General features: G+C 76.3%; 16 protein-coding genes and 1 riboswitch. Of the genes, 6 read left to right on the top strand and 10 right to left on the bottom strand.

Features of this window, described 5'->3' with window-relative positions:
• Positions 1-94 precede the first annotated feature (94 nt).
• Positions 95-1,573 (bottom strand): hypothetical protein, encoded by a 1,479-nt coding sequence (locus tag ACFYYW_RS13745; protein WP_387648320.1) that lies wholly within the window; start codon positions 1,571-1,573, stop codon positions 95-97.
• Between the two features lie 125 nt (positions 1,574-1,698).
• Between ACFYYW_RS13745 and ACFYYW_RS13740 the strand changes: the two genes are divergently transcribed.
• Together ACFYYW_RS13740 and ACFYYW_RS13735 are read left to right on the top strand one after the other, a co-directional pair.
• Positions 1,699-3,030 carry a hypothetical protein gene (locus ACFYYW_RS13740; protein WP_387648318.1) on the top strand — a complete coding sequence of 444 codons (1,332 nt, stop codon included), beginning with the start codon at positions 1,699-1,701 and terminating at the stop codon, positions 3,028-3,030.
• A gap of 148 nt (positions 3,031-3,178) precedes the next feature.
• A complete protein-coding gene (locus ACFYYW_RS13735) occupies positions 3,179-3,682 on the top strand; it encodes an NUDIX domain-containing protein (RefSeq protein WP_352328157.1) in 504 nt (167 codons plus the stop codon).
• Positions 3,683-3,704: 22 nt separating this feature from the next.
• On the opposite strand, the gene ACFYYW_RS13730 is transcribed toward ACFYYW_RS13735, so the two are convergent.
• Positions 3,705-5,159, bottom strand: a complete 1,455-nt coding sequence (locus ACFYYW_RS13730) for a glycine hydroxymethyltransferase (RefSeq protein ID WP_364417835.1) — start codon at positions 5,157-5,159, stop codon at positions 3,705-3,707.
• Between the two features lie 22 nt (positions 5,160-5,181).
• A riboswitch (ZMP/ZTP riboswitch) is annotated at positions 5,182-5,268 on the bottom strand.
• A gap of 82 nt (positions 5,269-5,350) precedes the next feature.
• Between ACFYYW_RS13730 and ACFYYW_RS13725 the strand changes: the two genes are divergently transcribed.
• Complete coding sequence (locus ACFYYW_RS13725) at positions 5,351-6,355, top strand: MerR family transcriptional regulator (protein WP_387648314.1); 1,005 nt, start codon at positions 5,351-5,353, stop codon at positions 6,353-6,355.
• Between the two features lie 23 nt (positions 6,356-6,378).
• On the opposite strand, the gene ACFYYW_RS13720 is transcribed toward ACFYYW_RS13725, so the two are convergent.
• Positions 6,379-7,596 (bottom strand): multidrug effflux MFS transporter, encoded by a 1,218-nt coding sequence (locus ACFYYW_RS13720; protein ID WP_387648311.1) that lies wholly within the window; start codon positions 7,594-7,596, stop codon positions 6,379-6,381.
• A 213-nt stretch (positions 7,597-7,809) separates the two neighbouring features.
• Here ACFYYW_RS13720 and ACFYYW_RS13715 point away from each other — a divergent pair, with 213 nt between their 5' ends.
• A complete protein-coding gene (locus ACFYYW_RS13715; RefSeq protein WP_352329788.1) occupies positions 7,810-8,394 on the top strand; it encodes a carboxymuconolactone decarboxylase family protein in 585 nt (194 codons plus the stop codon).
• An 8-nt stretch (positions 8,395-8,402) separates the two neighbouring features.
• On the opposite strand, the gene ACFYYW_RS13710 is transcribed toward ACFYYW_RS13715, so the two are convergent.
• The 6 genes from ACFYYW_RS13710 to ACFYYW_RS13685 form a co-directional block, all read right to left on the bottom strand.
• Positions 8,403-9,419, bottom strand: coding sequence for a class I SAM-dependent methyltransferase (locus ACFYYW_RS13710; protein ID WP_387648308.1), 1,017 nt, complete (start codon positions 9,417-9,419; stop codon positions 8,403-8,405).
• Between the two features lie 20 nt (positions 9,420-9,439).
• Positions 9,440-10,495, bottom strand: a complete 1,056-nt coding sequence (locus tag ACFYYW_RS13705; RefSeq protein ID WP_387648305.1) for a GNAT family N-acetyltransferase — start codon at positions 10,493-10,495, stop codon at positions 9,440-9,442.
• 29 nt (positions 10,496-10,524) lie between these two features.
• A complete protein-coding gene (locus ACFYYW_RS13700; RefSeq protein ID WP_387648302.1) occupies positions 10,525-11,739 on the bottom strand; it encodes a hypothetical protein in 1,215 nt (404 codons plus the stop codon).
• Positions 11,736-13,346, bottom strand: coding sequence for a carbamoyltransferase (locus ACFYYW_RS13695; RefSeq protein WP_387648299.1), 1,611 nt, complete (start codon positions 13,344-13,346; stop codon positions 11,736-11,738). The genes ACFYYW_RS13700 and ACFYYW_RS13695 overlap by 4 nt, the downstream gene beginning before the upstream one ends.
• 4 nt (positions 13,347-13,350) lie before the next feature.
• Positions 13,351-14,589 (bottom strand): hypothetical protein, encoded by a 1,239-nt coding sequence (locus ACFYYW_RS13690; protein ID WP_387648296.1) that lies wholly within the window; start codon positions 14,587-14,589, stop codon positions 13,351-13,353.
• Between the two features lie 125 nt (positions 14,590-14,714).
• Positions 14,715-15,776 (bottom strand): trypsin-like serine peptidase, encoded by a 1,062-nt coding sequence (locus ACFYYW_RS13685; RefSeq protein ID WP_387648293.1) that lies wholly within the window; start codon positions 15,774-15,776, stop codon positions 14,715-14,717.
• Between the two features lie 166 nt (positions 15,777-15,942).
• Here ACFYYW_RS13685 and ACFYYW_RS13680 point away from each other — a divergent pair, with 166 nt between their 5' ends.
• Both ACFYYW_RS13680 and ACFYYW_RS13675 read left to right on the top strand, forming a co-directional pair.
• A complete protein-coding gene (locus tag ACFYYW_RS13680; RefSeq protein ID WP_387648290.1) occupies positions 15,943-16,611 on the top strand; it encodes an AMP-binding protein in 669 nt (222 codons plus the stop codon).
• 59 nt (positions 16,612-16,670) lie between these two features.
• Positions 16,671-19,145: a LuxR C-terminal-related transcriptional regulator gene (locus tag ACFYYW_RS13675; RefSeq protein ID WP_387648287.1), complete on the top strand. Its 2,475-nt coding sequence runs from the start codon at positions 16,671-16,673 to the stop codon at positions 19,143-19,145.
• Between the two features lie 118 nt (positions 19,146-19,263).
• Here the strand turns inward: ACFYYW_RS13675 and ACFYYW_RS13670 are convergent, their stop codons facing one another.
• Entirely contained in the window at positions 19,264-22,611 is a 3,348-nt protein-coding gene (locus ACFYYW_RS13670) for a BTAD domain-containing putative transcriptional regulator (protein ID WP_387648284.1), read from the bottom strand.
• Positions 22,612-22,692 lie beyond the last annotated feature (81 nt).

Genomic DNA, 22,692 nt, shown 5'->3' with positions numbered 1-22,692 from the left:
CGTGGGTCCTTCCGCGGAGTCGGGTGACACCAGGTTGGACCACCGGGGACGGGAGAACTCATCGGTCCGCGGGCTCCCTGCGGCAATCTGCCGATCAGAGCTCCTTGACCTCGTCGAACAGGTCCTCGACGGCCGCGACGATCCGCCGGGTGGCCAGGGAGGCGGTGTCCGGGCCGTCGAACGGGTGCGCCGCGCCCTCGGCGACGCCCTCGACGGTGGCGAGGTCGGCCCCCGGATGGCAGACGACGTCCGGCTCGGGCAGGTTGGCCAGCAGGAACTCGCCCTGGCTCGCCCGCGCCTGCGACGGGTGCGCCCCCCGCCGCACCCACCGCAGGCTCCCCGACCGGTCCAGACGGTAGACGCCGGGGCCGTGGGCGGCCGACACGCGGACGGGCGTGTCGCGGGCCAGGCGGACCCGGACGTGGAACGGCCCGCCCGGCCGGGCCGAGCGCAGCAGCGTGCGCTGGTTGAACTCCTGCGCGTCCCCCAGCCAGGTCACCGGCCCGCCGAGCATCACCGACAGGTGGGCCAGCACGAACGGGGGCAGCCCGGCGGCCTGCTGGTTGACCGACGACACCTCGGTGCCCTCCTGGTGCCGCCACTTGATCGCCGTCAGGCAGACCCGCTCGCCCGGGGTGAGGATGGCCTCCACGCTGAACAGGCCGGCCGCGCCGTACCTGCGCCAGGCCCAGAACGCGATGCGCTCGGCGCACTCGATGAGCAGCGCGGCGGCGGGCGTCGGCCAGGGGCGCGACCAGTCGTCGCCGGTGCTGCGCATCGGCCCGGCGCCCAGCTCGGGGATCCCGGCCGAGGTGTGGGCGGGGCGGTCGGCGTACACCCGGACGCCGCCGTCCCGGTCGGGGACGCTGAGCACCGCGATCGTGCACGGCCAGCCCGGCACGTACGCCGCCACCCGGTACGGCCCGAGCAGCCGGGCCGCGCGCGGCATGTCGTCCTCGCCCGCGACGACCACGGTGCCGTGCCGGTCCGCCCGCCGGCCCGCCTGCACCACGACCCGCTCGGTGCCGACCGCGCGCCGCAGCTCGGCCAGTCCGGGCAGCCGCTCGACGTGCACGCAGGGGACGCGGGCCACCGCTGGCACGCCGGCCGCTCGCAGCAGGTCGTCCAGCAGGTGCTTGGCCTCGATCGCGGCCCGCACGTCGGCGTCGATGGCCGCGACGACCCCGCCGGGGCCGGCCAGCTCGCGCAGGCGGGCGTTGTCGTACCAGGTGAAGACGACCGGCGGGCGGTCCAGCTTGAGCAGGTGCCGGGCGGCCTCGTGCCGGACGCGGGGCAGCCAGGCGTGCCGCTCGGCGACCGACCGCGTCCTGGTGCGCTCCTCGGCGGCGACGACCATGCCGGGCAGCGCCGGGTCCCACGCCGCGTAGCAGCCGATGCTCAGCGCCGGGCGCAGCGCCTCGACCGGGGCCGGGCCGGTGTAGCCGGTGCGCAGCGCGGTGCTGAACCGTTCGACGCAGACCAGCGGGCGGCCCGCCAGCGCGGCCGTCAGCTCCTCCTGCGCCGCCTCCTCCAGGCCGGTCTCGTGCCGGCCCGCGCCGTGCAGCCCGTCCATCAGCCCCTCCCTCGCCGTCCGCCGATCGAGGCCGTCCCACGAGGAGCACGGCCCGCACTCTTGACGGTGCGCCCCGTCCGGCGCACCGTCGAGGCCACAGTGATGTGAAGCGATGTGAAGACGAGATGCCGCCCCGCCGTACCCACCCAGTCGTCAACCGGGCGCTGGCGGCGTTGATCGAGCAGGCGGGCTGGACGCACGCGGCCACCGCGCGGCACGTCAACGCCGTCGCCGCCGAGAGTGGCGAGCGCGTGCACTACGACCGCTCGGCGGTCGGCCACTGGCTGACCGGCACGATCCCGCGCCCCGAGGCGGTGCGCGCGGCGGTCGAGGCGTTCCGCCGCCGCCTGGGCCGGCCCGGCCTGCGCCCGGCGCATCTGGGCTGGCCGGAGCCGGGCGGGCCGCCGTCCGCCGACGACCCCTGGCGCGGCGACCCGGTCGCCCGGCTCGCCGTGCTGGGCGAGGACGACCTGCTCAACCGGCGCACGTTCACCCTGGCCGCGTTATCCGGCTTATCCGGATTATCGGTCCTGTCCGCGCAGCGGGCGGCCGGCCGCGCGGCCGCCCGCCGGGCCGGCGCGGGCGACGTCGAACGCATCCGCGCCACCACCCGCGCCTTCGCCGACCTGGACGACCGCTACGGCGGCGGCCACGCCCGCGCCGCGGTCGCCGCCTACCTGTCCCGCGAGGTCACGCCCCTGCTGCACGGCACGACCGGCCGCCGCAGGCCCGACCTGTTCGCCGCCGCCGCCGAGCTGAGCTACCTGGCCGCCTACATGGCCATGGACGCCGGCGCCCACGCCCTGGCCCAGCGCTACTACATCAGCAGCGTGCGGCTCGCCGACGAGGCCGCCGACCTGCTGCTGCGCGCCACCGCCCTGCGCAGCATGGCCGTCCAGGCGGCCGAGCTGGGCCACGACGGCGAGGCGCTGGCCCTGGCCGAGGCGGCCTCGTCCGCGCTGGCCGGGCACGGCCCCGCCCGCACCCAGGCGTGGATCACCGGCATGCGCGCCGAGACCCACGCCGCCGCCGGCACCCGCTGGGACGCGCTCCGGCTGCTCAGCCGTACCGAGACCCAGCTCGAACGCGCCGACTCCGCCCCCGAGTCGGAGTGGACGGGCAACTACCGGCGCGAGTCCCTGGAGCACCAGATCGGCCTGACCCTCACCCAGCTCGGCGACCACGCCACCGCCGCCCGCCACTTCGCCGCGTCCATGCGGGCCAGACGGCCGGTCGAGCTGCGCACCCGCGCGCTGATCGGGCTGCGGGCCGCCCAATCCCTCCTCCGCGCGGGGGAGGTGGACCAGGCGGCGGCCACCGTCCTCGACCTGAGCGACGACCTCCGGCTGATCTCCTCGGCCCGCGTCCGGGAGGAGCTGCGCGGCCTGCGCGCCGCCTGGCAACCCCACCGCGGCAACCCCCTGGTCAGCCGCGCGGACCGCTCGGTCGCCGGCTGACCCCGCGGCACCGCCGTCCGGCCGGGGCGGCCATCGGGCCGGCCGGCCGGACGTGGGCGGACGCGGGCGGACGTCGGCGGGCGTCGGCGGGCGGGCGTCGGCGGGCGCGAGCCGGTGCGTTCCTCGGGCCGGGCTCTAGGATCGCGGCGTGATCAGGAACGCGTACTGCTCCTTCTGCGGCGCCGCCTTCGCCCCCGGCCAGCCCTGGCCCCGCACCTGCGCGGCCTGCGGGAACACCAGCTACCTCAACCCGCTGCCGGTCGCGGTGACGCTGCTGCCCGTCGACGACGGCCTGCTCGTCGTACGCCGGGACGTCGAGCCGCGCCGCGGCGAGCTCGCGCTGCCCGGCGGGTTCATCGACCTGGGCGAGTCCTGGCAGCAGGCGGCCGTGCGCGAGCTGCGCGAGGAGACCGGCGTGGTGGCCGAGGCCGCCGACGTCACGCTCTTCGACGTGGTCAGCGCCCCGGACGGAACCGTGCTGATCTTCGGGCTCGGCCCGCGCGTCACCGCGTCCGCGCTGCCGCCGATGGAGGCCACGGACGAGACGAGCGAGTGGCTGGTCATCGACGGGCCCGCCGAGCTGGCGTTCCCCGCCCACACCCGGACGGCGGCCGCCTACTTCGCGGGACGGGCCCGTCGCGGCCCGGAGTGAGCGGGGCGGGGCGGCAGGCGCGTCAGCCCAGGTCGAGGCCCGGGTAGAGCGGGTGGGCGGCCAGCAGCTCGGCCGCCGCGGCGCGGGTCTTCTCGGCGGTGCTCTGCGGCAGGTCGTACCTGGCCTTGGAGGTGGCCGACGGCGTGGTGTCGGTCAGCACGCCGACGATCAGCTCGGCGACCTGGTCGAACTCCTGCGTCCCGAACCCGCGCGAGGTGAGCGCCGGGGTGCCGACCCGGATGCCCGAGGTGTACCAGGCGCCGTTGGGGTCGCGTGGGATCGCGTTGCGGTTGGTGACGATCCCGGCGTCGAGCAGCGCCGACTCCGCCTGCCGGCCGGTCAGCCCGTACGTGGACACGTCGAGCAGCACCAGGTGGTTGTCGGTGCCGCCGGTGACCAGCCGTACGCCGCGCCGCGACAGCCCCTCGGCCAGGGCGACCGCGTTGCCGGCCACCGCCCGCGCGTAGTCGGCGAACGCGGACTGCCGGGCCTCGGCCAGGGCGACGGCCTTGGCCGCCATCACGTTGCCGAGCGGGCCGCCCAGCACCATCGGGCAGCCCCGGTCGATCGAGTCGGCGTACTCGCGCCGGCACAGCACCAGGCCGCCGCGCGGCCCGCGCAGCGACTTGTGCGTGGTGGTCGTCGTGACGTGCGCGTACGGCACCGGGTCGTGCACGCCGGTGAACACCTTGCCCGCGACCAGCCCGGCGAAGTGCGCCATGTCCACCATCAGGACGGCGTCCACCTCGTCGGCGATCTCCCGCATGCGGGCGAAGTCGATGCGCCGCGGGTAGGCCGAGTACCCGGCGATCAGCACCAGCGGGCGGAACTCGCGGGCGGTCGCGCGCAGCGCGTCGTAGTCGAGCAGGCCGCTCTCCGGATCGGTGCCGTAGGAGCGCTGGTGGAACATCTTGCCCGAGATGTTGGGACGGAAGCCGTGGGTCAGGTGACCGCCCGCGTCCAGCGACATGCCGAGGGCCCGCTGGTCGCCCAGGGCCCTGCGCAGGGTCTCCCAGTCGTCCTCCGACAGGTCGTTGACGTGCCGCGCCCCGGCGGCGGCCAGGGCCGGAGCCTCCACCCGATGGGCCAGGATGCCCCAGAACGCCACCAGGTTGGCGTCGATGCCCGAGTGGGGCTGGACGTAGGCGTGCTCGGCGCCGAACAGGGCCTTGGCGTGGTCGGCCGCCAGCTGCTCGACGGTGTCGATGTTCTGGCAGCCGGCGTAGAAGCGGTGCCCGATCGTGCCTTCCGCGTACTTGTCCGACAGCCACGTGCCCATCGTGAGCAGGACGGCCGGGGAGGCGTAGTTCTCGCTCGCGATGAGCTTCAGCGAGGCGCGCTGGTCGGCCAGCTCGGCGCGGATCGCGCCGGCCACGCCGGGCTCCACCGCGCCGATCACGTCGAGCGCGTTGCGGTAGGCGGCCGACACGGTGGCCGCGTCGTGGGCGCCGTAGGAATGGGGGTGCTCTTCAGCCATGACTTCTCCCGAGCCGTCGAAGTGAGGGCACCCAGGCGCGCGGCGACGTCCAGGACCGCTCCCCGGTGGTCAGTCCCACCTTACGATCACGCCAGTCACGATCCGAGGCTTGACACTACGGTCATCGTCCGCCGCCGCGCAACGAGGGAGGCGCTTGAGTCTCCACCAAGGGGAGACGCCAGGGTGGAGCCATGGACGGCGGCACCCTCTACACGATCGGCGACCTGGCGCGGCGGACCGGACTGCCGGTCAGGACCATCAGGTTCTACTCCGACCGCGGGATCGTGCCGCCGGTGGAACGCAGTCCGGCCGGCTACCGCCTCTACGACGCCGCCGCCGCGGCCCGCCTCGACCTCGTGCGCACGCTGCGCGACCTCGGGGTGGACCTGGTCACGGTCCGCAAGGTCGTGGACCGCGAGCTGACGCTCGCGCAGGTCGCGGCGGCGCACGCCGAGGCCCTGGCGGTGCGGATCCGCACGCTGCGGGTGCGGCGCGCGGTGCTGACGGCGGTGGCCCGGCGCGGCTCGGGACCCGAGGAGATGGAGCTCATGCACAGACTCGCAGGACTGTCGGAGGACGAACGCCGCCGCCTGGTCGGCGACTTCCTGGACGCCGCCGTCCCGGACGCCGGGCCGGGGCTCGCGGGGATCAGGGTCTCGCTGACCCCCGAACTGCCGGACGACGCCGAGCCGGAGCAGGTGGAGGCGTGGCTGGAACTGGCCGAACTGATGGCGGACCCGTCCTTCCGCGCGAGGCTGCACGACCTGACCACCGACCACGCCACCGACCACGCCACCGACCACGCCACTGACCATGCCACCGACCACGCCACCGACCACGCCACCGACCATGCCACCGACCAGGCCGCGGGCCATGGGGAAGGGGTGCGGCGGGACGCCGTGTCGGTGGGCGTGTGGGCGGCCGGGAAAGCGCTGGCGGCGGGCGTGGACCCCGCCGCGCCCGAGTCCGCGCCGGTCGTGACGGCGGTCGCCGGCGAGTACGCACGCCTCCTGGGCCGTCCCGACGACGCCGGCCTGCGGCGGCGGCTGCTGGCCAGGCTGACGGCGGCGAACGACCCGCGCAGGGACCGCTACCTCCGCCTGCTCGCCGTGATCAACGCCTGGCCGCCCCCGACCCCGTCGGCCCCGGCCCTCGACTGGCTCGTCACGGCCCTGCGCACCCACCCGGCCCCCTGAAAGCGGGCCACGAGGACGCCGGATCAGCCGCGGGCGGGGGCCTCGGCGGCGGTGGGGCCGGTCTCCGGGAGGCCCCGGGTCAGCAGGCGGGCGCCGATGCCGAGCAGCGCGCTGACGACCAGCGTGACGCCCATCGGCAGCCCGGTGCCCGCGCCGCCCAGGCCGACCAGCGGCGAGACCAGCGCCCCGAGCGCGAACTGCAACGCGCCCATCACGGCCGCCGCCGTGCCGGTCGCGTACGGCGCCCGCCCCACCGTCAGCGCCGCCGCGTTCCCCATGATCAGCGTGAACGAGCTGACCAGCACGAACAGCACCGGCAGCACCGCCACCGCGGCCATCCCCGCCCCCAGCAGCACCAGCAGGACGGCCGACAGCCCCAGCACGACCCCCTGCCCGGTCCGCAGCAGCCCCTCCGGGCTGAACCGGCGCACCAGGCGCGCCGCGGCCAGGCCGGTCAGCGTCATGCCCAGCGCGTTGGCCGCGAACGTCACGGTGTAGGCGGGGGTGGACAGGCCCAGGACGTTCTGCACGACGAAGGGCGAGGCCGAGATGTACCCCATCAGCCCCGCGAAGCCGAACGCGAAGGAGAAGGCGTAACCGAGATAGCCCCGGTCGGCGAACAGCCGCCGCACGGTCCGCCCGGTGGCGGCCAGGCCGCCCGCGTGCCGGCGTCCGGGCGGCAGCGTCTCGGGCACGACGAGCGCCGAACCGAGCAGCATCACGGCCGAGATCCCGGCCATCACCCAGAACTCCGCGCGCCACCCGGCGGGCGACAGCGCGCCGCCGATCAGCGGGGCCACGACGGGCGCGACGCCGACCACCGAGGCCAGCAGCGAGAAGATCCGCGCCGCGGCCCGGCCGGACGTCAGGTCGGCCGCCACCGCGCGGCCGATGACGATGCCCGCCGACCCGGCGAACCCGTGCACGAAACGCAGGGCGACGAGCGTCCGGATGTCCGGCGCGAGCGCGCACAGGACGCAGGCGGCCAGGGCCGCGGCGGTGGCCAGCAGGATCGGCCGGCGGCGGCCGAACCGGTCGGACAGCGGCCCGATGACGAGCTGCCCCAGCGCCAGCCCGGTGAGGAACGCGGTCAGCGTGAGCTGCACCCCGGCCGCCCCCGCCCCCAGGTCGGCCGCCAGGTCGGTGAACACGGGCAGGTACATGTCGGTGGCCAGCGGCGCCACCGCCGACAGCAGGCCGAGCACGACCAGCAGCGGCCCGGAAACCCCGGTCCTGGTCACGAGGCACGCCCCTGCGGACGGCGATGGCGGTGGCGGGGAGTGGCGAACTCCATGGTCATGATCTCCAAGACGGCCGCGCGGCTAGAGACCTAGGATGTTCCGTGATCCGGCCCCGGCTAACCGCGCCACCGGCACCCGAGGGCGAGACGTCACCGCAGGTCCACCCGCCGGCGCAGCCCGGTGCCCGGGTCGTCGGCGAGACAGGAGCACCGCATGACCGCCCGGCTGCCCGCCCTTCCCCCGCAGGACCTGGACGACGCCCAGGCCGAGGTCTACCGCGCCATCACCGGCGGCCCCCGGGCGGCGGGCCCTCAGGTCTTCCCCCTCGCCGACGAGCAAGGACGGCTGCGCGGCCCGTTCAACGCCATGCTGCTGAGCCCGCCGGTCGGCGGCGCGCTGCAGGCGCTGGGCGCGGCGGTGCGCTACGGCTCGGTGCTGCCCGGCCGGGCCAGGGAACTGGCGATCCTCGTGGTCGCCGCCCACTGGGGCAGCGACTTCGAACGCGACGCGCACGAGGCGGTGGGCCGGTCCTGCGGCCTGACCGAGGCCGAGCTGACCGCGGTGCGCGAGGGACGTCCGCCCGGCCTGGCCGACCCGGCCGAACGCGCCGCCGTGCTCGCCGCCCGCGAGCTGACCCGGACGGGGACGCTGGGCGAGGAGGACTACCGGGCGGTCACGGCGGCGCTCGGCGAGCGCGGCCTGTTCGAGCTGACCACCCTGGTCGGCTACTACGCCACGCTGGCCCTCCAGCTACGCGTCTTCGCGGGCGAGCTGCCCCCGGAGCCCCGCGAGCGCTGAGCGGCGGCTCACGCCGGGAGACGTCCGGCGGGTCTGGTGGACAGGGCGATCAGGGCCGTTCTCGGGACCTCCGCCACGTACTGCCCGTCGCGCCGGTAGACGACGGGGCGGGGCGGTGCGGCGGGTTCCGGCGGCCGGCGCGTCCCGTGGTCGAAGTGCCGTTCCAGCACCCGCCAGGCCGCCTCGACGTCCGCCAGGGCGGCGAAGTACGCGCCCAGGCCGTACATGTCGGCGACGTAGCGGCACATCCGCTCCTTGGCGGCCTGCTCGCTCCCGGCCCGGACGATCAGCGGGTCGTACAGGTCGAGCACTCGTACCGGCAGGCCGGCGTCGGCGAACAGGGCGGCCAGGCCGGGCCGGGTGAAGTGCCGGTAGGCGTGCCCGCCCGCCGCGTGCGGATGCACGACCCGGGCGAAGAAGCCCGCCATGGGGCCGGAGTCGTCGAAGTCGTGCAGCACGATCCGGCCGCCGGGCCGCGTCACCCGCGCCGCCTCGGCCACCGCGCCCGGCCGGTCGGCCGGGGGGATGTGATGGGTTCCGTACGCCAGCAGCACCCCGCCGACCGACCCCTCCCGCAGGAACAGGAACTGGGCGGCCTGGCGCACCGCGGGCAGCCCCTGCGCGAGGGCCCGGTCGACCATCTGGCCGGACAGGTCGCCGGTGATGATCGCCGGTTTGGCGTCCAGGCTGCCGAGCCGCCCGGCGGCCGCCCGCGCGACCGTCCCGTCCCCGCCGAGGACGTCCAGCAGCAGCGGCGGCCCGGCCGCCGGGTCGGGGGCGAGCAGCCCGAGCAGCGCCCGGATGCCGGTCCAGCGCACCAGCGCGTCCTGCTGCGCCCGGCGGTAGGAGTCGCCGCGCCCGTCGCGGTCGGAGTCGAACTCGCTGCTGGTCGCGGCCAGCACGCCGAGCGCCCGCGCCGCGCCCGGCCGCTCGAAGTCCAGCACGGCGTGCAACTGCGGGTGGACGGTCGCGACCAGGCGCAGGTACTCGTCCAGGGTCAGCGAAGGGAGATAGGAGGCGCGCACCGGCCCTCGTCCTTTCCGGGTCACGTGCTGGATGGCGGGAGCTGCGGCGGGTCGAGGCGGTGGCCCAGCCCGCCGACGAGCCGGGTGACCAGCTCGCTGCGGGCGGCGAACAACCGGCTGCGCGGCTCCAGCCGCACCCCGAACTGCTTCTTCGTCTCGTACGCCGCGCCGCCGAGCCGCAGCCTGCGCGCGCCCGAGCCGACGGCGGCCCGTACGCACGCCGTGAGCAGCGCGTGGTAGACGGCGGTGCCCTCGGTGAGGGCGTAGTCGCGCCCGATCCACCGGGCGACCAGCTCGTCGCCGTCGCGCAGCAGGGCGACGCAGCCGGCCGGCGCGCCGTGCCGGCGGGCGGCCAGGACGGTCAGGTCCGCGCCCAGGGCGCCGGCTGCCTCGGCGAACAGGCCCGGCCGGTAGAAGACGTGCGGCCCGTGGCGGAGGTCCACCGCGGCCACCATCGGGCCCAGCCGGTCCAGCAGCCGGTCCGGCTGCCCGCCCGGCCCGGCCGTCACCGGGCGGACCTCGATGCCCTCCCGCGCGGCCCGGCGCTGCGTGCGCCGGATCTCGGCCCGCCTCTTGCGCGGCAGGTGGTCCAGGTACGCCTCGTACGACGGCCACGTCAGGTCCAGCAGCGTCTCCGGCAACCAGCCCAGGCGGCTGTAGCCCGGCTGCCCGGCGGCGTACGGCAGGTGGTCGACGACGCAGAACAGCAGCCGCTCGCGCCTGACCAGCGACCGCACCGCCCGCAGCAGCACCCGCCGCTGCGGCCCCGCACCGCCCAGCAGCCCGGACGTCGCCGTCATCGGCGCCTGGACCTGGAGGAACGGCCACCTCCTGGTCAGCCGCCCGAACCGGGACTCCAGCACCGGGTTGTGCAGCCGGTGCTCCAGCGCGCACACCGCCGCGGCCACGAGCCCGCCGTCCTTGCGGACCAGCAGGTAGCGCGGCCGGTGCCCGGACAGGACGCGTTCGGCCAGGGCCAGCCAGTGATGCCGCACGAAGGGCACGCCGTCGGCGAGCGCGTCCCACTCCCCGGCCCCGACCTCGCCGATCGAGGCCGCCACCTCAACGCGGTACATCGGCCGCCTCGCCGGCCGGGCGGGCCACGTCAGCGCCGCCCATCGCCGCGCACCTCGAAGCGCAGCGCCCGGGTCACGGCGGCGGCGGCCGCGTCCAGCTCCGCCGGGCCGGAGGCGTGCACGACGAACCAGCCGAGCCGGTCGGAGACGTCGCGGTAGGGCCGCACCCGCTGCCCGGGGCGGGCCAGCAGCACCAGCTCGGCCACCTCCGGCAGCGCCCTGGCCGCCGCCACCCCGGACACCGACACCAGCTCGCCCGCCCGCCCGGCGGTCAGCACCTGCCACAGGACCGGCCGGGGCGGGTGCGGGCGCAGCTCGATCGGCAGGCCGACCGCCGCCTGCACGGCGGCCCGCACCGGATCGACGCCGTAGCAGGACCGCACCATGTCGTCGGTGCCGTTGCCGCCCGTGCGCAGCCCGAGCTCGATGACGTACGGCCGGCCGTCCGGGGTGACGATCAGGTCGAGGTTGAGCGGGCCGCGCCGGTAGTCCAGGCGCTCGCAGACCTTGTCCATGATCGAACGCGTGGTGTCCAGGACGCCGCCGGGCAGCCCGGCCGGCATCCGGCGGCTCGTGGTCAGCACCAGCGGCGGCGGGCTCACCGTCTGCAGGCTGGTCGCGACGAACGCCACGCGCCCGTCGTCCACGACGCACTCGCAGTTGCACAGGATCCCGCGGATCTCCTCCTCGACCATCACCAGCCCCCCGTACGAGCTGCGCCGGGCCTCCTCGGCGGCGGCGCGCACCTCGCCGGGGGAGGCGCACCTGCTCACCCCGCGCCCGCTCTGGGCGTCGGCGGGCTTGACCACCACGGGGAAGGGCAGCCCGCGCGCCCGGACGGCCAGGTCGGCCGGGTCGTCGCCGACGATCCACGGGTAGGAGGACACGCCCAGGTCGTCGAGGATGCCGCGCAGCACCCATTTGTCCACCGAGGCCCGCGCCGCCGTCTCCGACAGCCGGCCCGGCAGCCCGTACGCGTCGGCGACCGCGCGCAGCGCGGGCACCGCGACGTCGCTGGCGGGCGCCACCACGCCCGCCAGGTCGGCGCGCCCGGCGAGCGCGGCCGTGACGGCGGCCGGGTCGTGCGTGCTGACCGGCAGGTACTCGTCGGCGAGGGCGACGCCGGGCGCGCCGGCCGAACGGTCGACCGCGATCGTGCGCAGGCCCAGGCCGGCCGCCGCCCGGTAGGTGGACAGCGAGCCGTCGGCGGCCCCGAGCACCACCAGGGACCTCGCGCCGCTCATCGGCCCGCCTCCCGGTCGTCCCAGTCGTCCGTCCGCTGCTTGCGGGCCCAGAACGGGCCGAGGGCCAGCGCGTCCGCGCCGGTCCTGAGGTAGCAGGCGACGGCGTCCTCGGGCGTGCACACGATCGGCTCGTCGTCGTCGCGGAAGGAGGCGCCGGCCAGCATCGGCACGCCGGTCAGCGCCTCGAAGCGGGTGATCAGGGAGTGGAAGAGCGGGTTGGCGGCGCGGCTCACCGTCTGCACGCGGGCGCTGCCGTCCACGTGCGTGATCGCGGGCACCTCGCCGCGGCGGTGGTCCAGCACGTCGAACCCGAGCAGCATGACCGGCGAGGGATGTCCCTCGGCGAAGTAGTCCGCGGACCGCTCGGCCAGGCACGACGGCGCGAGCGGCAGGAACGGCTCGCGGCGCCTGACCCGCTCGTTCATGCGCGCGGCGGACGTGGGGTCGCGCGGGTCGGCCAGCAGCGAGCGGTTGCCCAGGCCGCGCGGCCCGCACTCCGTCCGGCCCTGGAACCAGCCCACGATCAGGCCGTCGGCGATGCGGGCGGCGGCGTGCCCGGCGATGTCGTCCGGCCGCCGGTAGTCCACGCCCGCGTCGCGCAGCGCCTTCTCCATGCGTTCCGCGGTGAAGCCGGGCCCGGCGAAGACGTGACCGCCCGCCGGGCGGGGCCGGCCGTACCGGCCGACGCTCACCTCCAGCGCCGCGCCGAGCGCGGCGGCGGCGGGCTGGGCGAACAGCTCCTCGAAGCCGGACTCGGCCAGCAGGCGGCCGTTCAGCATCGGGTTCATCGCCGTCTCGCCGGCCACCGCGAGCCGGGTCGCCCCGGTCGTCTCGCGCAGCCATCGGGCCAGGTGCAGTCCGGCTCGCTCAAGGGTGGCCTGGAGGGCGAAGGCGACGTCCACGGCGTGCTGGGTGAGGGTCTCACCGGCGGGCGGGGGCGGCGGGCCGAAGGCGTCGAGGAACTTCGCCGAGACGGTGTGCCGCCCGCCGCCAGGATCCGGGTCGAACCAGCTCAGGTCCAGCTCGTGGCCGCCGTACGGGGTCAGGCGCAGCAGGTCGGCGAAGGGCTGCACGTAGGTGTCGCCGCCGTACGCCGCCAGCGCCATCACCTTGTCCTCGTCCAGGCCGGGACGGAAGCCGAGGTAGCCGGTGACCGCCGCGTACAGGGCGCCCAGCGCGTGGGGGTGACCGACGTGCCGCAGGTGCCTGATCCGGTCCCCGTCGGCGACGGCCAGGCCGGTGCCGGTCCCGTCCATCGTGAGCACGGCGGCGGAGTCGAACGGGCTCACGTGGAAGGCGCCGGCCGCGTACGCGCGGTGGTGGTCCACCCGGTGCACCCCGAACCCGGCCGGCCCGGTGTGCCCGGCGGCCTCCTTGACCTCCCAGCCGGACGGCGAGCCCGTCCGCTGTTCGTGGAAGGCCACGTGGTCCACCTCGTCCAGGCCGATCCCCGCCTGTTCCAGGCAGTACGCGACCGCCCGGCGGGGGAACCGGCCGTCGTGCCGGACGCGGGTGAGCCGCTCCTCCTCGGCGAACGCCACGATCTCGCCGTCGCGCACCAGCGCCGCCGCGGAGTCGTGCGCCCGGGAGATGCCCATTACGTACATGTCGTCACTCCGAGTTCCGCGAGATCAGCATCCGGCGCATCACATGGGCCTTCACGGGCACCCCGAGGGCGAGCGCCACCAGGCCCCCGGTCGCCCCCGACCACGGCACGACGACGACCGCCAGCGAGGCGGTGGCCGTCAGCCCGGCGAACGCGCCCGCCGACGTCACGGCGAGCACGTCGTTGTTGGTGTTCTCCACCAGGTAGGCCGCGTACATCACAGTCAGGAACAGCGCGAGAACGACGACGACCAGCCCGGCCAGCACCGGCGGCGACGTCGCGAGCCCCCACCCGAGCAGGACGGCGCAGGCGACGGCGACGGCGGCCCCCGCCCACGCGGCCCGGCCCAGCAGCCGTGCCGCCCGCGCCCGCCCGGCCCGTCCGGCGAGCCCGCGCAGCCGTCGCGAGGTCGCGGGCTGCGCGACCCGCAGCAGGTAGATCACGAGCTGGCAGACCGCGACCGCCGGCAGCAGCGCGAGATACAGCACGCCGCTCTGCCCGGCCCGCCCCGAGGCGCCGAGCACCAGGTACACGACCGCGAAACAGAGCGCGTCGCACAGGTCGGCCGCCCCCAGCAACCAGGCGGCCCGCGACAGCGGACGCAGCAACGCCCGCCGCCCGCGGCCGGGGGGACGGCGCAGCCAGTCGCGGGGGAGCGCCGCGAGCGCCCCGCAGGTCACCGCGACCGTCCCCGCCAGGACGAGCAGCAGGTGCGTCAGCGGCGGCCAGCCGAACCACAGGGTGGCGGCGGTGACGGCGAGCACCACGCCGCCGCTCGCCGCGAAGGCCGCCGTGTCCAGCACCGGCCGGCCCCGTACGCGGTGCAGCCCGGAGACCGTCATCAGCAGGCCCGTGCAGGCCGACCACGCCCCGGCCGCGAGACAGAGGGCCGCCACGGACGACGGCGCGGCCACCGCCACGGGAACGAGCACCGCCAGCAGCACCGCGACCGGCGCGGCGGACATGGCCGCCGTCAGCCGGGCCACCGCCGGGCCGGTCCGGCTGACCCGCGCCAGCGTCTTCAGCGCCGCCTTCTCCGGCGCGTCCGCGACCAGGAGCAGCCATCCGCACAACCCGAGCGCGGTGGCGTAGTGGCCGAACGTCACCCCGTCCCACACGGCCGCCGGCGCCGCCGCGGCGACCTGCGTACCGGCCCGGAACGCGCCCCGGCCCGCCAGCAACCGCAGCACCGCCACCGGGCGGAGGCGGGACGCGGCATGGGCGTCGGCACTGGTCTGGGTCAACGTGGTCCCCCGTCGGTCGCCTGACGGCGTGATGGCGTTCGTGCGCCGGGTCAGAGCGTCCGCCGCGCGGCCGGAATACCGGCCGGGGGGCCCAAAACAGATCAGTCAGGGGACGCCGGCGGTGGTCAGGCGGCGCCGGAGCGTTGTGCGGCCTGGTAGACGGCCATGGCCTCGTTCCCGAAGAACGGGCCGAACATGAAGTCGGGGGCGAAGTCGTACTTGAAGCTGTTGACGGAGTTCAGCCAGCCGAGGCCGCTGGCGGTGTCGAAGCCCTCGAACCACGGCCCGCCGCTCGACCCGCCGGTCATCGCGCAGCGCAGCCCCTGGTCGCGGGTCCTGACCGGGTCCTTGAACACCCGCCCGCTGCAGAACACCAGGTCGGAGCCGTCGAAGGGGGCGGCGGCCGGGTATCCGAAGGAGAACATCTGCCGTCCGGTGGGCTGGTTGAAGGCCACGCCCTGGCCGCCGACGACGTCCGTGAGCGTGCGTCCCTGCAAGGGCGCGACCACGGCGGCGGCGACGTCGAAGTTGATGTCCTCGCTGGTGTTCCACTGCTGGGTGGTCAGCAGCCGGGTGGCCACCCACGTGCCGAACGGGCGGCGGCCGTCGTCGAAGCCCGGGACGAACACCCAGTTGCGGTGGGCGGCGCCGTTCATCTTGACGCAGTGGCCCGCGGTCATCACCACGCTCTGGTTGGCGCTGGTCACCGCGGTGCCCGAGCAGGAGGCCGTACGCCCCTCGGCGGTGGTGAAGAAGACCCGGCCGACCGTGCGGGCGACGCCGCCCCCGTCGGCCCACGCCTGGCCCGGACTGTCCTGCGCGGGCGCCGCCCGGCGGGCCGCCGCCGTGCTTCCGGCGAGCGAGGAGGCCGCCCCGCCGGTCCGGGAGCCGGTAAAGGACGAGGTCGTGATCCGGCGGCTGCCCGTGACCCCGCGCGTCGCCCAGGGCGTGCCCTGCGTCGGCCCGCCGGAGGACGTCCCGCGGCGCGGCACGGGCGCGGACAGCGGCCTGGCCGCCCGCATGCGCTCCGGCGTCCAGTACTCCATGACGGTCCTGCGCTGGGACGACGAACCGGCCCCCGACCAGCCCACGGGCCCGCGGTCCAGGGCGGTCCCTGCCTGCGCGGGGACCGGCGCGCCCGCCACGGCGAGCGCGACGACGGCGAGCAGGGCGACTCTGCGGTGCATGACGTACCTCCGAAACCGGAACCGGGATCTGCCGTCAGGAGGTACGCGCGCCGCCCCCGCGCGGGCTCAAGCCATGCGCGATCGGGTATGGCCGCGGCCGGATTACACACCCGGTTACACACTCTGGACCATGCCGCCCGGCCGCCCCCTTCCTAGCCTGGGTGCCATGACTGGTTGGACGGAGACGGTCCTGCTGCGGGCCGCCGCTCTCGGCCCGCGGGTGGCGGTCGCCGAGGCCGCGAGCGGCGCCACGCTCACGTACGGCACGCTCGCCGTCCGCGCCCGCCAGGCCGCCCAGGGCCTGCGGCGGCGGGGCCTGCGCCCCGGCGACCCGGTGGTGGTGCTGCTGCGGGGCGGCTGCCACCTGCCCGTCGCCGGGTACGCCGTGCTCGCCGCGGGCGGCGTGGTCGTGTCCATCCCCGGCGGACCGGCCGCCGCCGGCGCCCGCATCATGATCACTGACCGGGACGACGCCGACGCCATCGCCCAGGAGGCCGACATCCGGCAGGTCTACTCCTTCACCGGCATCCCCGGCACGGCCGGCTTCGACAGCCTGCTCGGCGCCGACGGCCCGATCGAGCCCACCGCCCGGCTCACCACCGCCCGCAAGGTGGGCGCGGCCGACGTCGTCCTGGTCGCCGGGGCCGACCTGCGGGCCTACGACATGGTGCTCGGCGCGGGCGCGCGGCTGGTCGCGGCGCACGAGCCCGACCCCGCCGAGTGCCGCAGGATCATCGCCGAGCACGACGTCACCCTGCTGATCGACGCGCGGCTGCGGGTCGTCCCGGTCCGCGCCCCGGTCCCGCGCTTGGGGCAAACCTCTGACAGCTCGTGAGGGCGGTGTCACACTGGGTGCCAATCCTGGGGTCCAGACACATGAGGATCATGGTGACGTTGCTCAGACACAACCTTCCCGCCGAGCCCGACAGGTTCATCGGCCGGGAACGGGACCTGGACGAGCTGTGCGGGCTGGTCGGTGAGGTCAGGCTGCTGACGCTCAGCGGCGTCGGAGGCACCGGCAAGACCCGGTGCGCGCTGCAGATCGCCGCCCGGCTGGTCCCGTCCTTCCCCGACGGGGTCTGGCTGGCCGAGCTGTCCAGGCTGACCCGGGCCGACCTGCTGGTCCACGAGATCACCAAGGTGCTGGGCGTGCACGAGGAGGGCGTGCGGCCGCTGCTCGACACGCTGGTCGACTTCCTGCGCGGCAAGAAGCCGCTGCTCGTCCTGGACAACTGCGAGCACCTGGTCGAGGCGTGCGCCGAGCTGGCCGAGCGGCTGCTGTCCTCCTGCGAGGACCTGCGGCTGCTGGTGACCAGCCGGGAGCCGCTGAAGATCCCCGGCGAGCTGGTGTGGCGGGTGCCGCCGCTGGCGCTGCCCGGCCCGGCCGAGGCGGCCGAGGAGGTCGAGCGGGTCGAGTCCGTGCAGCTCTTCCTCGACCGGGCGCGGTCGGCCGGGTCGGGGCTCGCGGTCACCGGCGCCAACGCCGGCGACATCGCCCGGCTCTGCCACGCACTCGACGGCCTGCCGCTGGCCCTGGAGCTGGCCGCGGCCAGGACCGCCGCGATGTCGCCCGGCCAGATCTCGGCCCGGGTCAACGACCGGTTCCGGCTGCTGACGGCGAGCGGCCGTACCGCGCCGGCCCGGCAGCGCACCCTGCTGGCCACCCTGGAATGGAGCCACGACCTGCTCTCGCCGCAGGAGCAGGTGCTCTTCAGGCGGCTCGCGGTGTTCAGCGGGCCGTTCACCCTCGACCTGGCCGAGTCCGTCTGTGCGGGGCCGAGCCTGGCCGCCGCCCAGATCCTCGACGTGCTCAGCGGCCTGGTCGACAAGTCGCTCGTGCTGTTCGACCAGCGCAGCTCGTGCTACCGGCTGCTGGAGTCGGCCCGCCAGTTCGCCGCCGGGAAGCTGGAGTCGGCCGGCGAGACCCGGCAGCTGCGCGACCGGCTGCTCCACGGCCTGGCCGACCTCGCCCACCACCACGGCCGCGACGTGTGGGCCACGCCCGGCCTGACCTGGCCGCAGCGCTACGCCCGGCTGCTCGCGCTCCAGGACCTGCTGGGCAACGCCCGCGAGGCCCTTTCCTGGGCCGTCGAGTCCGGCCTGGCCGAGCCCGGCCTGCGGCTGGCATGCGGCTACATGCCGCTGTGGGCCGGGTTCGGCGAGCTGACCGAGGGCCGCCGCTGGTACGAGAGCCTGCTCGCGCTGCCCGCCGCCCGCCCACTCCGCGACCTGTCCGCCGAGGCCCTGCTCCACCACGCCAACCTGGCCTACGAGCAGCAGGACGCCGCCGCCTGCGGCGAGTCGGCCGCCCGCGCCCTGGAGCTGCGCCGGGCGACCGGCGACGACTTCATGCTGGCCTTCACCCTCGTGATCGCCGGCATGTACGTGGGCACCAAAGGCGACATCGCGCTGGCCGCCGAGCGCGGCGAGGAGGCCCTGGACCTGGCCCTGCGCGTCGGCAACGGCCTGATCGAGGCGTCGGCCCGGCTGCTGCTGTCCGGGGTGGCCGCCTTCCAGGGCCTCCGGCGCGAGTCGCTGACCAGGGGCGAGGAGGCCATCGAGGTCTACTCCCGGTTCGGCCACCGGTGGGGGGTCACCAGGGCCCACCTGGAGCTGGGCCGCTTCGCCGACTTCCTCGGCGACCTCGACAGCGCCCGCCGCCACCTGGAGGAGTGCGCCGAGCTGGCCGAGGAGATGGGGGCCAAGCCCGTCCTCGCCACCAGTCTCGGGCTGCTCGGCGCGGTCCTGGCCCGCCAGGGCGAGGCGGAGCGGGCCAGGGCGCGGCTGGCCCGGTGCGTGACGCTGAGCCGGTCCATGGGCCAGCACCTGCCGATCATCTCCGCGCTGGTCGCGCTGGCCGTCCTGGCCGAGAAGCAGCACGACCTGGAGACCGCCGTACGCCTGTGGGCCGCGGCCAAGGCCATGGAGGAGCGGCTCGGGCTGCCCGTGTGGACCTCCGCCACGCCCGAGCCGCTGCTCGCCCGCGCCCGCGCGCAGGCCGGCGAGGGGCAGGTCCAGCTCTGGTGGACGATGGGCGGCGGCATGACGGAGGAGGAGGCCCTGCGTTACGGCCTGCGGGGCGAGCGGCCGGCCCAGCGCGCGGCGCGGCCCGCGTCGGGGCCCGCGTCGGGCACTGCGTCGGGCACTGCGTCGGGCACTGCCGCCGGCCCGGCGTCGGTGCTCACGCCGCGCGAGCGGGAGATCGTCGTGCTGATCAGCCGGGGGCTGTCCAACCGGGCCATCGGCGAGGAGCTGTTCATCAGCCCGGCCACCGCCGCCCGGCACGTCGCCAACATCCTGCTCAAGCTCAACTTCGGCTCGCGCACGCAGGTCGCCGCCTGGGCCGCGGAGCACGGCGTCCTCCACTGATCCCGGCGAGACTGATCCCGCCGAGGCTGATCCCGGCGGGGCTGATGCCCGCGGGCTGATGCCCGCGAGGCCGATCCCGCGAGGCTGATCCCCGCGAGGCTGATCCCGGCGGGGCCGGTCATCGGCCCGCGGCCACCTCGGCGGGCCGGGCCGGTGGCGGGTCCAGGACCGCCGTGAACAGGTCGCCGGCCCGTGCCCGGAACCGCTCGGCGGCCGGCTCGTCGCCGGTGCGGCGGTGGGCGCGTCCCAGCGTCACCAGGGCCCGCGCCTCGCCCAGCTTGTAGCCGCAGCCGGCGTGGACGCGGGCCGCGCGGGCGGCGTAGGAGATGGCCAGGCCCGGGTCGCCGGCCGCCAGCGCCGCCTCGGCGCCCGCCGCCAGCGCCGCGCCCTGCACCAGCACCGCGCCCGCCTTCCTGGCCAGCGCCAGCCCCGCCAGCGTGTCGCGCATGGCGGTCACGTGCTCGTCCAGGCGGGTACGCGCCACGGCCAGCCCCACGAGCGCGTCCGCCTGGCCCACGGCGGCGCCGATGCCGCGGGCCCGCTCCAGCGCGGCGTTCAGCTGCCCGACGGCGGCTCCGGGGTCGGTCTGGCAGCGGATCCGGCCGAGCCCGAGCAGGGCGTCCAGCTCCAGCTTGGGATCGCCGACCGCCAGCGCCCGCCGCAGCGCCTCCTCGGCGTAGCCGAGCGCGTCGGCCCGCCGGCCCGCGTCCAGGTGCACGTCGGCCAGCTCCCGGCACAGGTCGGCCTGGTACCGTTCGCCGATCGCGGCGCCGAGCCCGCGCGCCGCCGTCAGGCACCGGACGGCCTCGCCCAGCCGGCCGGTCAGCCGGAGCACGTTGCCGAGGCTGGCCAGCGCGGCGGCCTCGGTCGCCGGCAGTCCGCGGTCGCGGCAGAGCGACACCGCCTCGCTCAGGCGTTCCTCGGCGGCGTCGAGCCGGCCCATCTGGGTCAGCGCCAGCCCGAGGTCGACGAGCGGCACGGCCCCCACCCGCGCGGAGCGCCGCGAGCCGTCCACGGCCAGGGTCAGCAGCCGCCGGGCCGCGCCGAGCCTGCCCTGCTGGAGGTGGACCACGCCGAGCGCGGCCAGCGCCGCGAGCTTCCCCTCCGGCCAGCCCGCCAGTTCGGCGGCCGTGAACGCCCCCCGCAGCTCAGCGACCGCCTCGGTCAGCTCGGCGGCCCGCCACCGGGTGGCGGCCAGGCAGTGCCCGACGGCCGCCTGGCCCAGGTGGTCGCCGGCCGCGCGGGCGGCCCGCCGCACGTCCCGCAGCACGTCCGTCCAGCCGGGCTGGCCGCCGGTCAGGTCGAGGTAGCCGTTCATGGCGTCGATGAGCCGCCAGGCGTACGGATGGTCGGTGGCGTTCCGCACGGCGGCGACGAGGTTGGCGCGTTCGGCGTCCAGCCAGGCCAGCGCGGCGGCGGCGCCGGGAAAGGCGGCCGGGCGGGCGGAGCCGTCGGCGGGGGCGCGCAGCAGGTGGGGGTAGGCGACGTCGCCGGCCTCCCGGACCATCCGCAGGTACCAGGCCATCAGCGCGTCCAGGGCGCGGGCCCGTCCCGGCGCGGACTCCTCGGCCAGCACGCGTTCGCGGGCGTACTCCCGCATCAGGTCGTGGAAGGTGTACCGGCCCGGCTCCGGCTCCTCGACCAGGTGCGCGGCGGCGAGCCCGGACAGCAGCCGCTCGGCCTCGGCGGGGACGGTCCCGGCCAGCGCGCCGGCCGCCCCCGCGGTGAACGTGGGCCCGGGGACGAGCGCGAGCAGCCGGAACAGCCGCCGCGCCGCCGGATCCAGGCGGTGATAGGACAGGTCGAACGCGCCGCGCACGGCCGCGTGCGGATCTCCGGTGACCGCCAGGGCCGATAATCGGGTGCCGGTGAGCCGGCGCACCTGACCGGCGATGTCGCCGGCGGCGTCCCCGCCCGGCCTGCCGAGGATGCCCGCGGCGGCGATGCGCAGCGCCAGCGGCAGCCGGCCGCACGCCCTGGCCAGGTCGAGCGCCGCGTCCCGCTCGGCGGCCAGCCGTTCGCCGCCGAGGATCCCGCCGAACAGCGTGACCGCCTCGCCGGTGGACAACACGCCGAGTGGGACGGGGATCGCGCCGTCCCGGGCGACCAGGCCGTCCAGGCGGTCCCTGCTGGTGATCACGGTGGCGCAGCGACGTCCGCCGGGCAGCAGGGGGCGGACCTGCTCCTCGCTGCCGGCGTTGTCCAGCACGACCAGCACCCGCCGGTCGGCCAGCAGGCTGCGGTAGGCCGCGCTGGCCTCCTCCACCGTGCCGGGCACGCGCTCGGCGGGCAGGCCCAGCCCGCGCAGGAACCGGCCGAGCGCCTCGATCGGCAGCAGCGGCCGCTCGGCCGAGTGCCCGCGCAGGTCCACGTAGAGCTGGCCGTCGGGGAAACGGTGGCGGTTGCGGTGGGCCCAGTGCAGGGCCAGGGCCGTCTTGCCGGACCCGCCCGCGCCGGTCAGCACCGAGATCGCCGTCCCCCCGGCGGCCGGGTCGCCGCCGCCCGCGAGCGGGTCGCGGCCGGTCGCGAACGGGTCGCCTCCGTCTGCGGGCGCGTCGCCGCCGGGCGCGAATGGGTCGCCGCCGGGCGTGAGCAGGTCGAGCAGCCGGAGCTGAGCCGTGCGGCCGGTGAACTGGCCGGGGGCGGGCGGCAGTTGGGCGGGCGTCACCGTTTCCCGGGAATCGGCCGGCCTGATCGGCGGAACGTTCCCGCGCAGGATGCGCTGGTGCAGTTGCCGCAGCTCGGGGCCGGGGTCGAGGCCCAGTTCCTCGGTGAGGCGGCGGCGGGTGCGCTCGTAGCGCTCCAGCGCGTCCACGCGGCGGCCGGCCCGGCACAGCGCCAGCATGAGCAGGCCGACCAGCCCCTCGCGGAACGGATGCTCGGCGACCAGCGCGATCAGCTCGGGGACCAGCACGGCCGCGTGGCCCGCCCGGACCTCGGCGTCCAGGCACTCCTCGACGGCGCCGAGGCGTTCCTCGGCCAGCGCGTCGCGCAGCCGGTCCAGCAGCTCACCGCCGGAGACGCCGGTCAGCGGCTCGCCGCGCCACAGGGTCAGGGCGCGGCGCAGCCCGGTGGCCTGCCGCTCGGCCGTCTCCCCGGCGCGCGCCCGGGTGACCGCCGTCCGGAACTCGTGCACGTCCACCTGTCCGGGGTCCAGGCCGAGCTGGTAGCCGCGCGGGCGGTAGGCGATGGTGACGCCGGCCGCGGCCAGGAGGGGACGCAGCCGGGAGACGTACCCCTGCACCAGGTTGCGCGCCCCGGCCGGCGGCCGTTCGCCCCACAGGCCCTCGATCAGCCGGTTCACCGAGACGAGCCGGCCCGCGTCCAGCGCGAGCAGGGCCAGCGCCGCGCGCTGCCGAGGCGGCCCGAGCGGGATCTCCTGGCGCCCCCGCCATGCCCGGACCGCCCCCAGGAGCCCGATCTTCAGTACGTCCGCCAGACCCGCCCGTGCTGTTTCGTCTGACATATCGCATTTCCCCTTTGCCACGTCGCAGGCCGCCATACAGGAGACATGACAGGCAGTACAGCCGAAATCCTGACGCCATCA

Origin of the sequence: Nonomuraea sp. NPDC001831 (assembly GCF_042892035.1) — a bacterium.
Lineage (GTDB): Bacteria > Actinomycetota > Actinomycetes > Streptosporangiales > Streptosporangiaceae > Nonomuraea.
This window is presented reverse-complemented; position numbering and strand designations above follow the sequence as displayed.

Coding starts and splice junctions, on each gene's coding strand:
- ACFYYW_RS13685 (WP_387648293.1), bottom strand. CDS start 15,776: ATGCACCGCAGAGTCGCCCTGCTCGCCGTCGTCGCGCTCGCCGTGGCG.
- ACFYYW_RS13700 (WP_387648302.1), bottom strand. CDS start 11,739: ATGAGCGGCGCGAGGTCCCTGGTGGTGCTCGGGGCCGCCGACGGCTCG.
- ACFYYW_RS13695 (WP_387648299.1), bottom strand. CDS start 13,346: ATGTACGTAATGGGCATCTCCCGGGCGCACGACTCCGCGGCGGCGCTG.
- ACFYYW_RS13745 (WP_387648320.1), bottom strand. CDS start 1,573: ATGGACGGGCTGCACGGCGCGGGCCGGCACGAGACCGGCCTGGAGGAG.
- ACFYYW_RS13725 (WP_387648314.1), top strand. CDS start 5,351: ATGGACGGCGGCACCCTCTACACGATCGGCGACCTGGCGCGGCGGACC.
- ACFYYW_RS13670 (WP_387648284.1), bottom strand. CDS start 22,611: ATGTCAGACGAAACAGCACGGGCGGGTCTGGCGGACGTACTGAAGATC.
- ACFYYW_RS13680 (WP_387648290.1), top strand. CDS start 15,943: ATGACTGGTTGGACGGAGACGGTCCTGCTGCGGGCCGCCGCTCTCGGC.
- ACFYYW_RS13705 (WP_387648305.1), bottom strand. CDS start 10,495: ATGTACCGCGTTGAGGTGGCGGCCTCGATCGGCGAGGTCGGGGCCGGG.
- ACFYYW_RS13730 (WP_364417835.1), bottom strand. CDS start 5,159: ATGGCTGAAGAGCACCCCCATTCCTACGGCGCCCACGACGCGGCCACC.
- ACFYYW_RS13740 (WP_387648318.1), top strand. CDS start 1,699: ATGCCGCCCCGCCGTACCCACCCAGTCGTCAACCGGGCGCTGGCGGCG.
- ACFYYW_RS13715 (WP_352329788.1), top strand. CDS start 7,810: ATGACCGCCCGGCTGCCCGCCCTTCCCCCGCAGGACCTGGACGACGCC.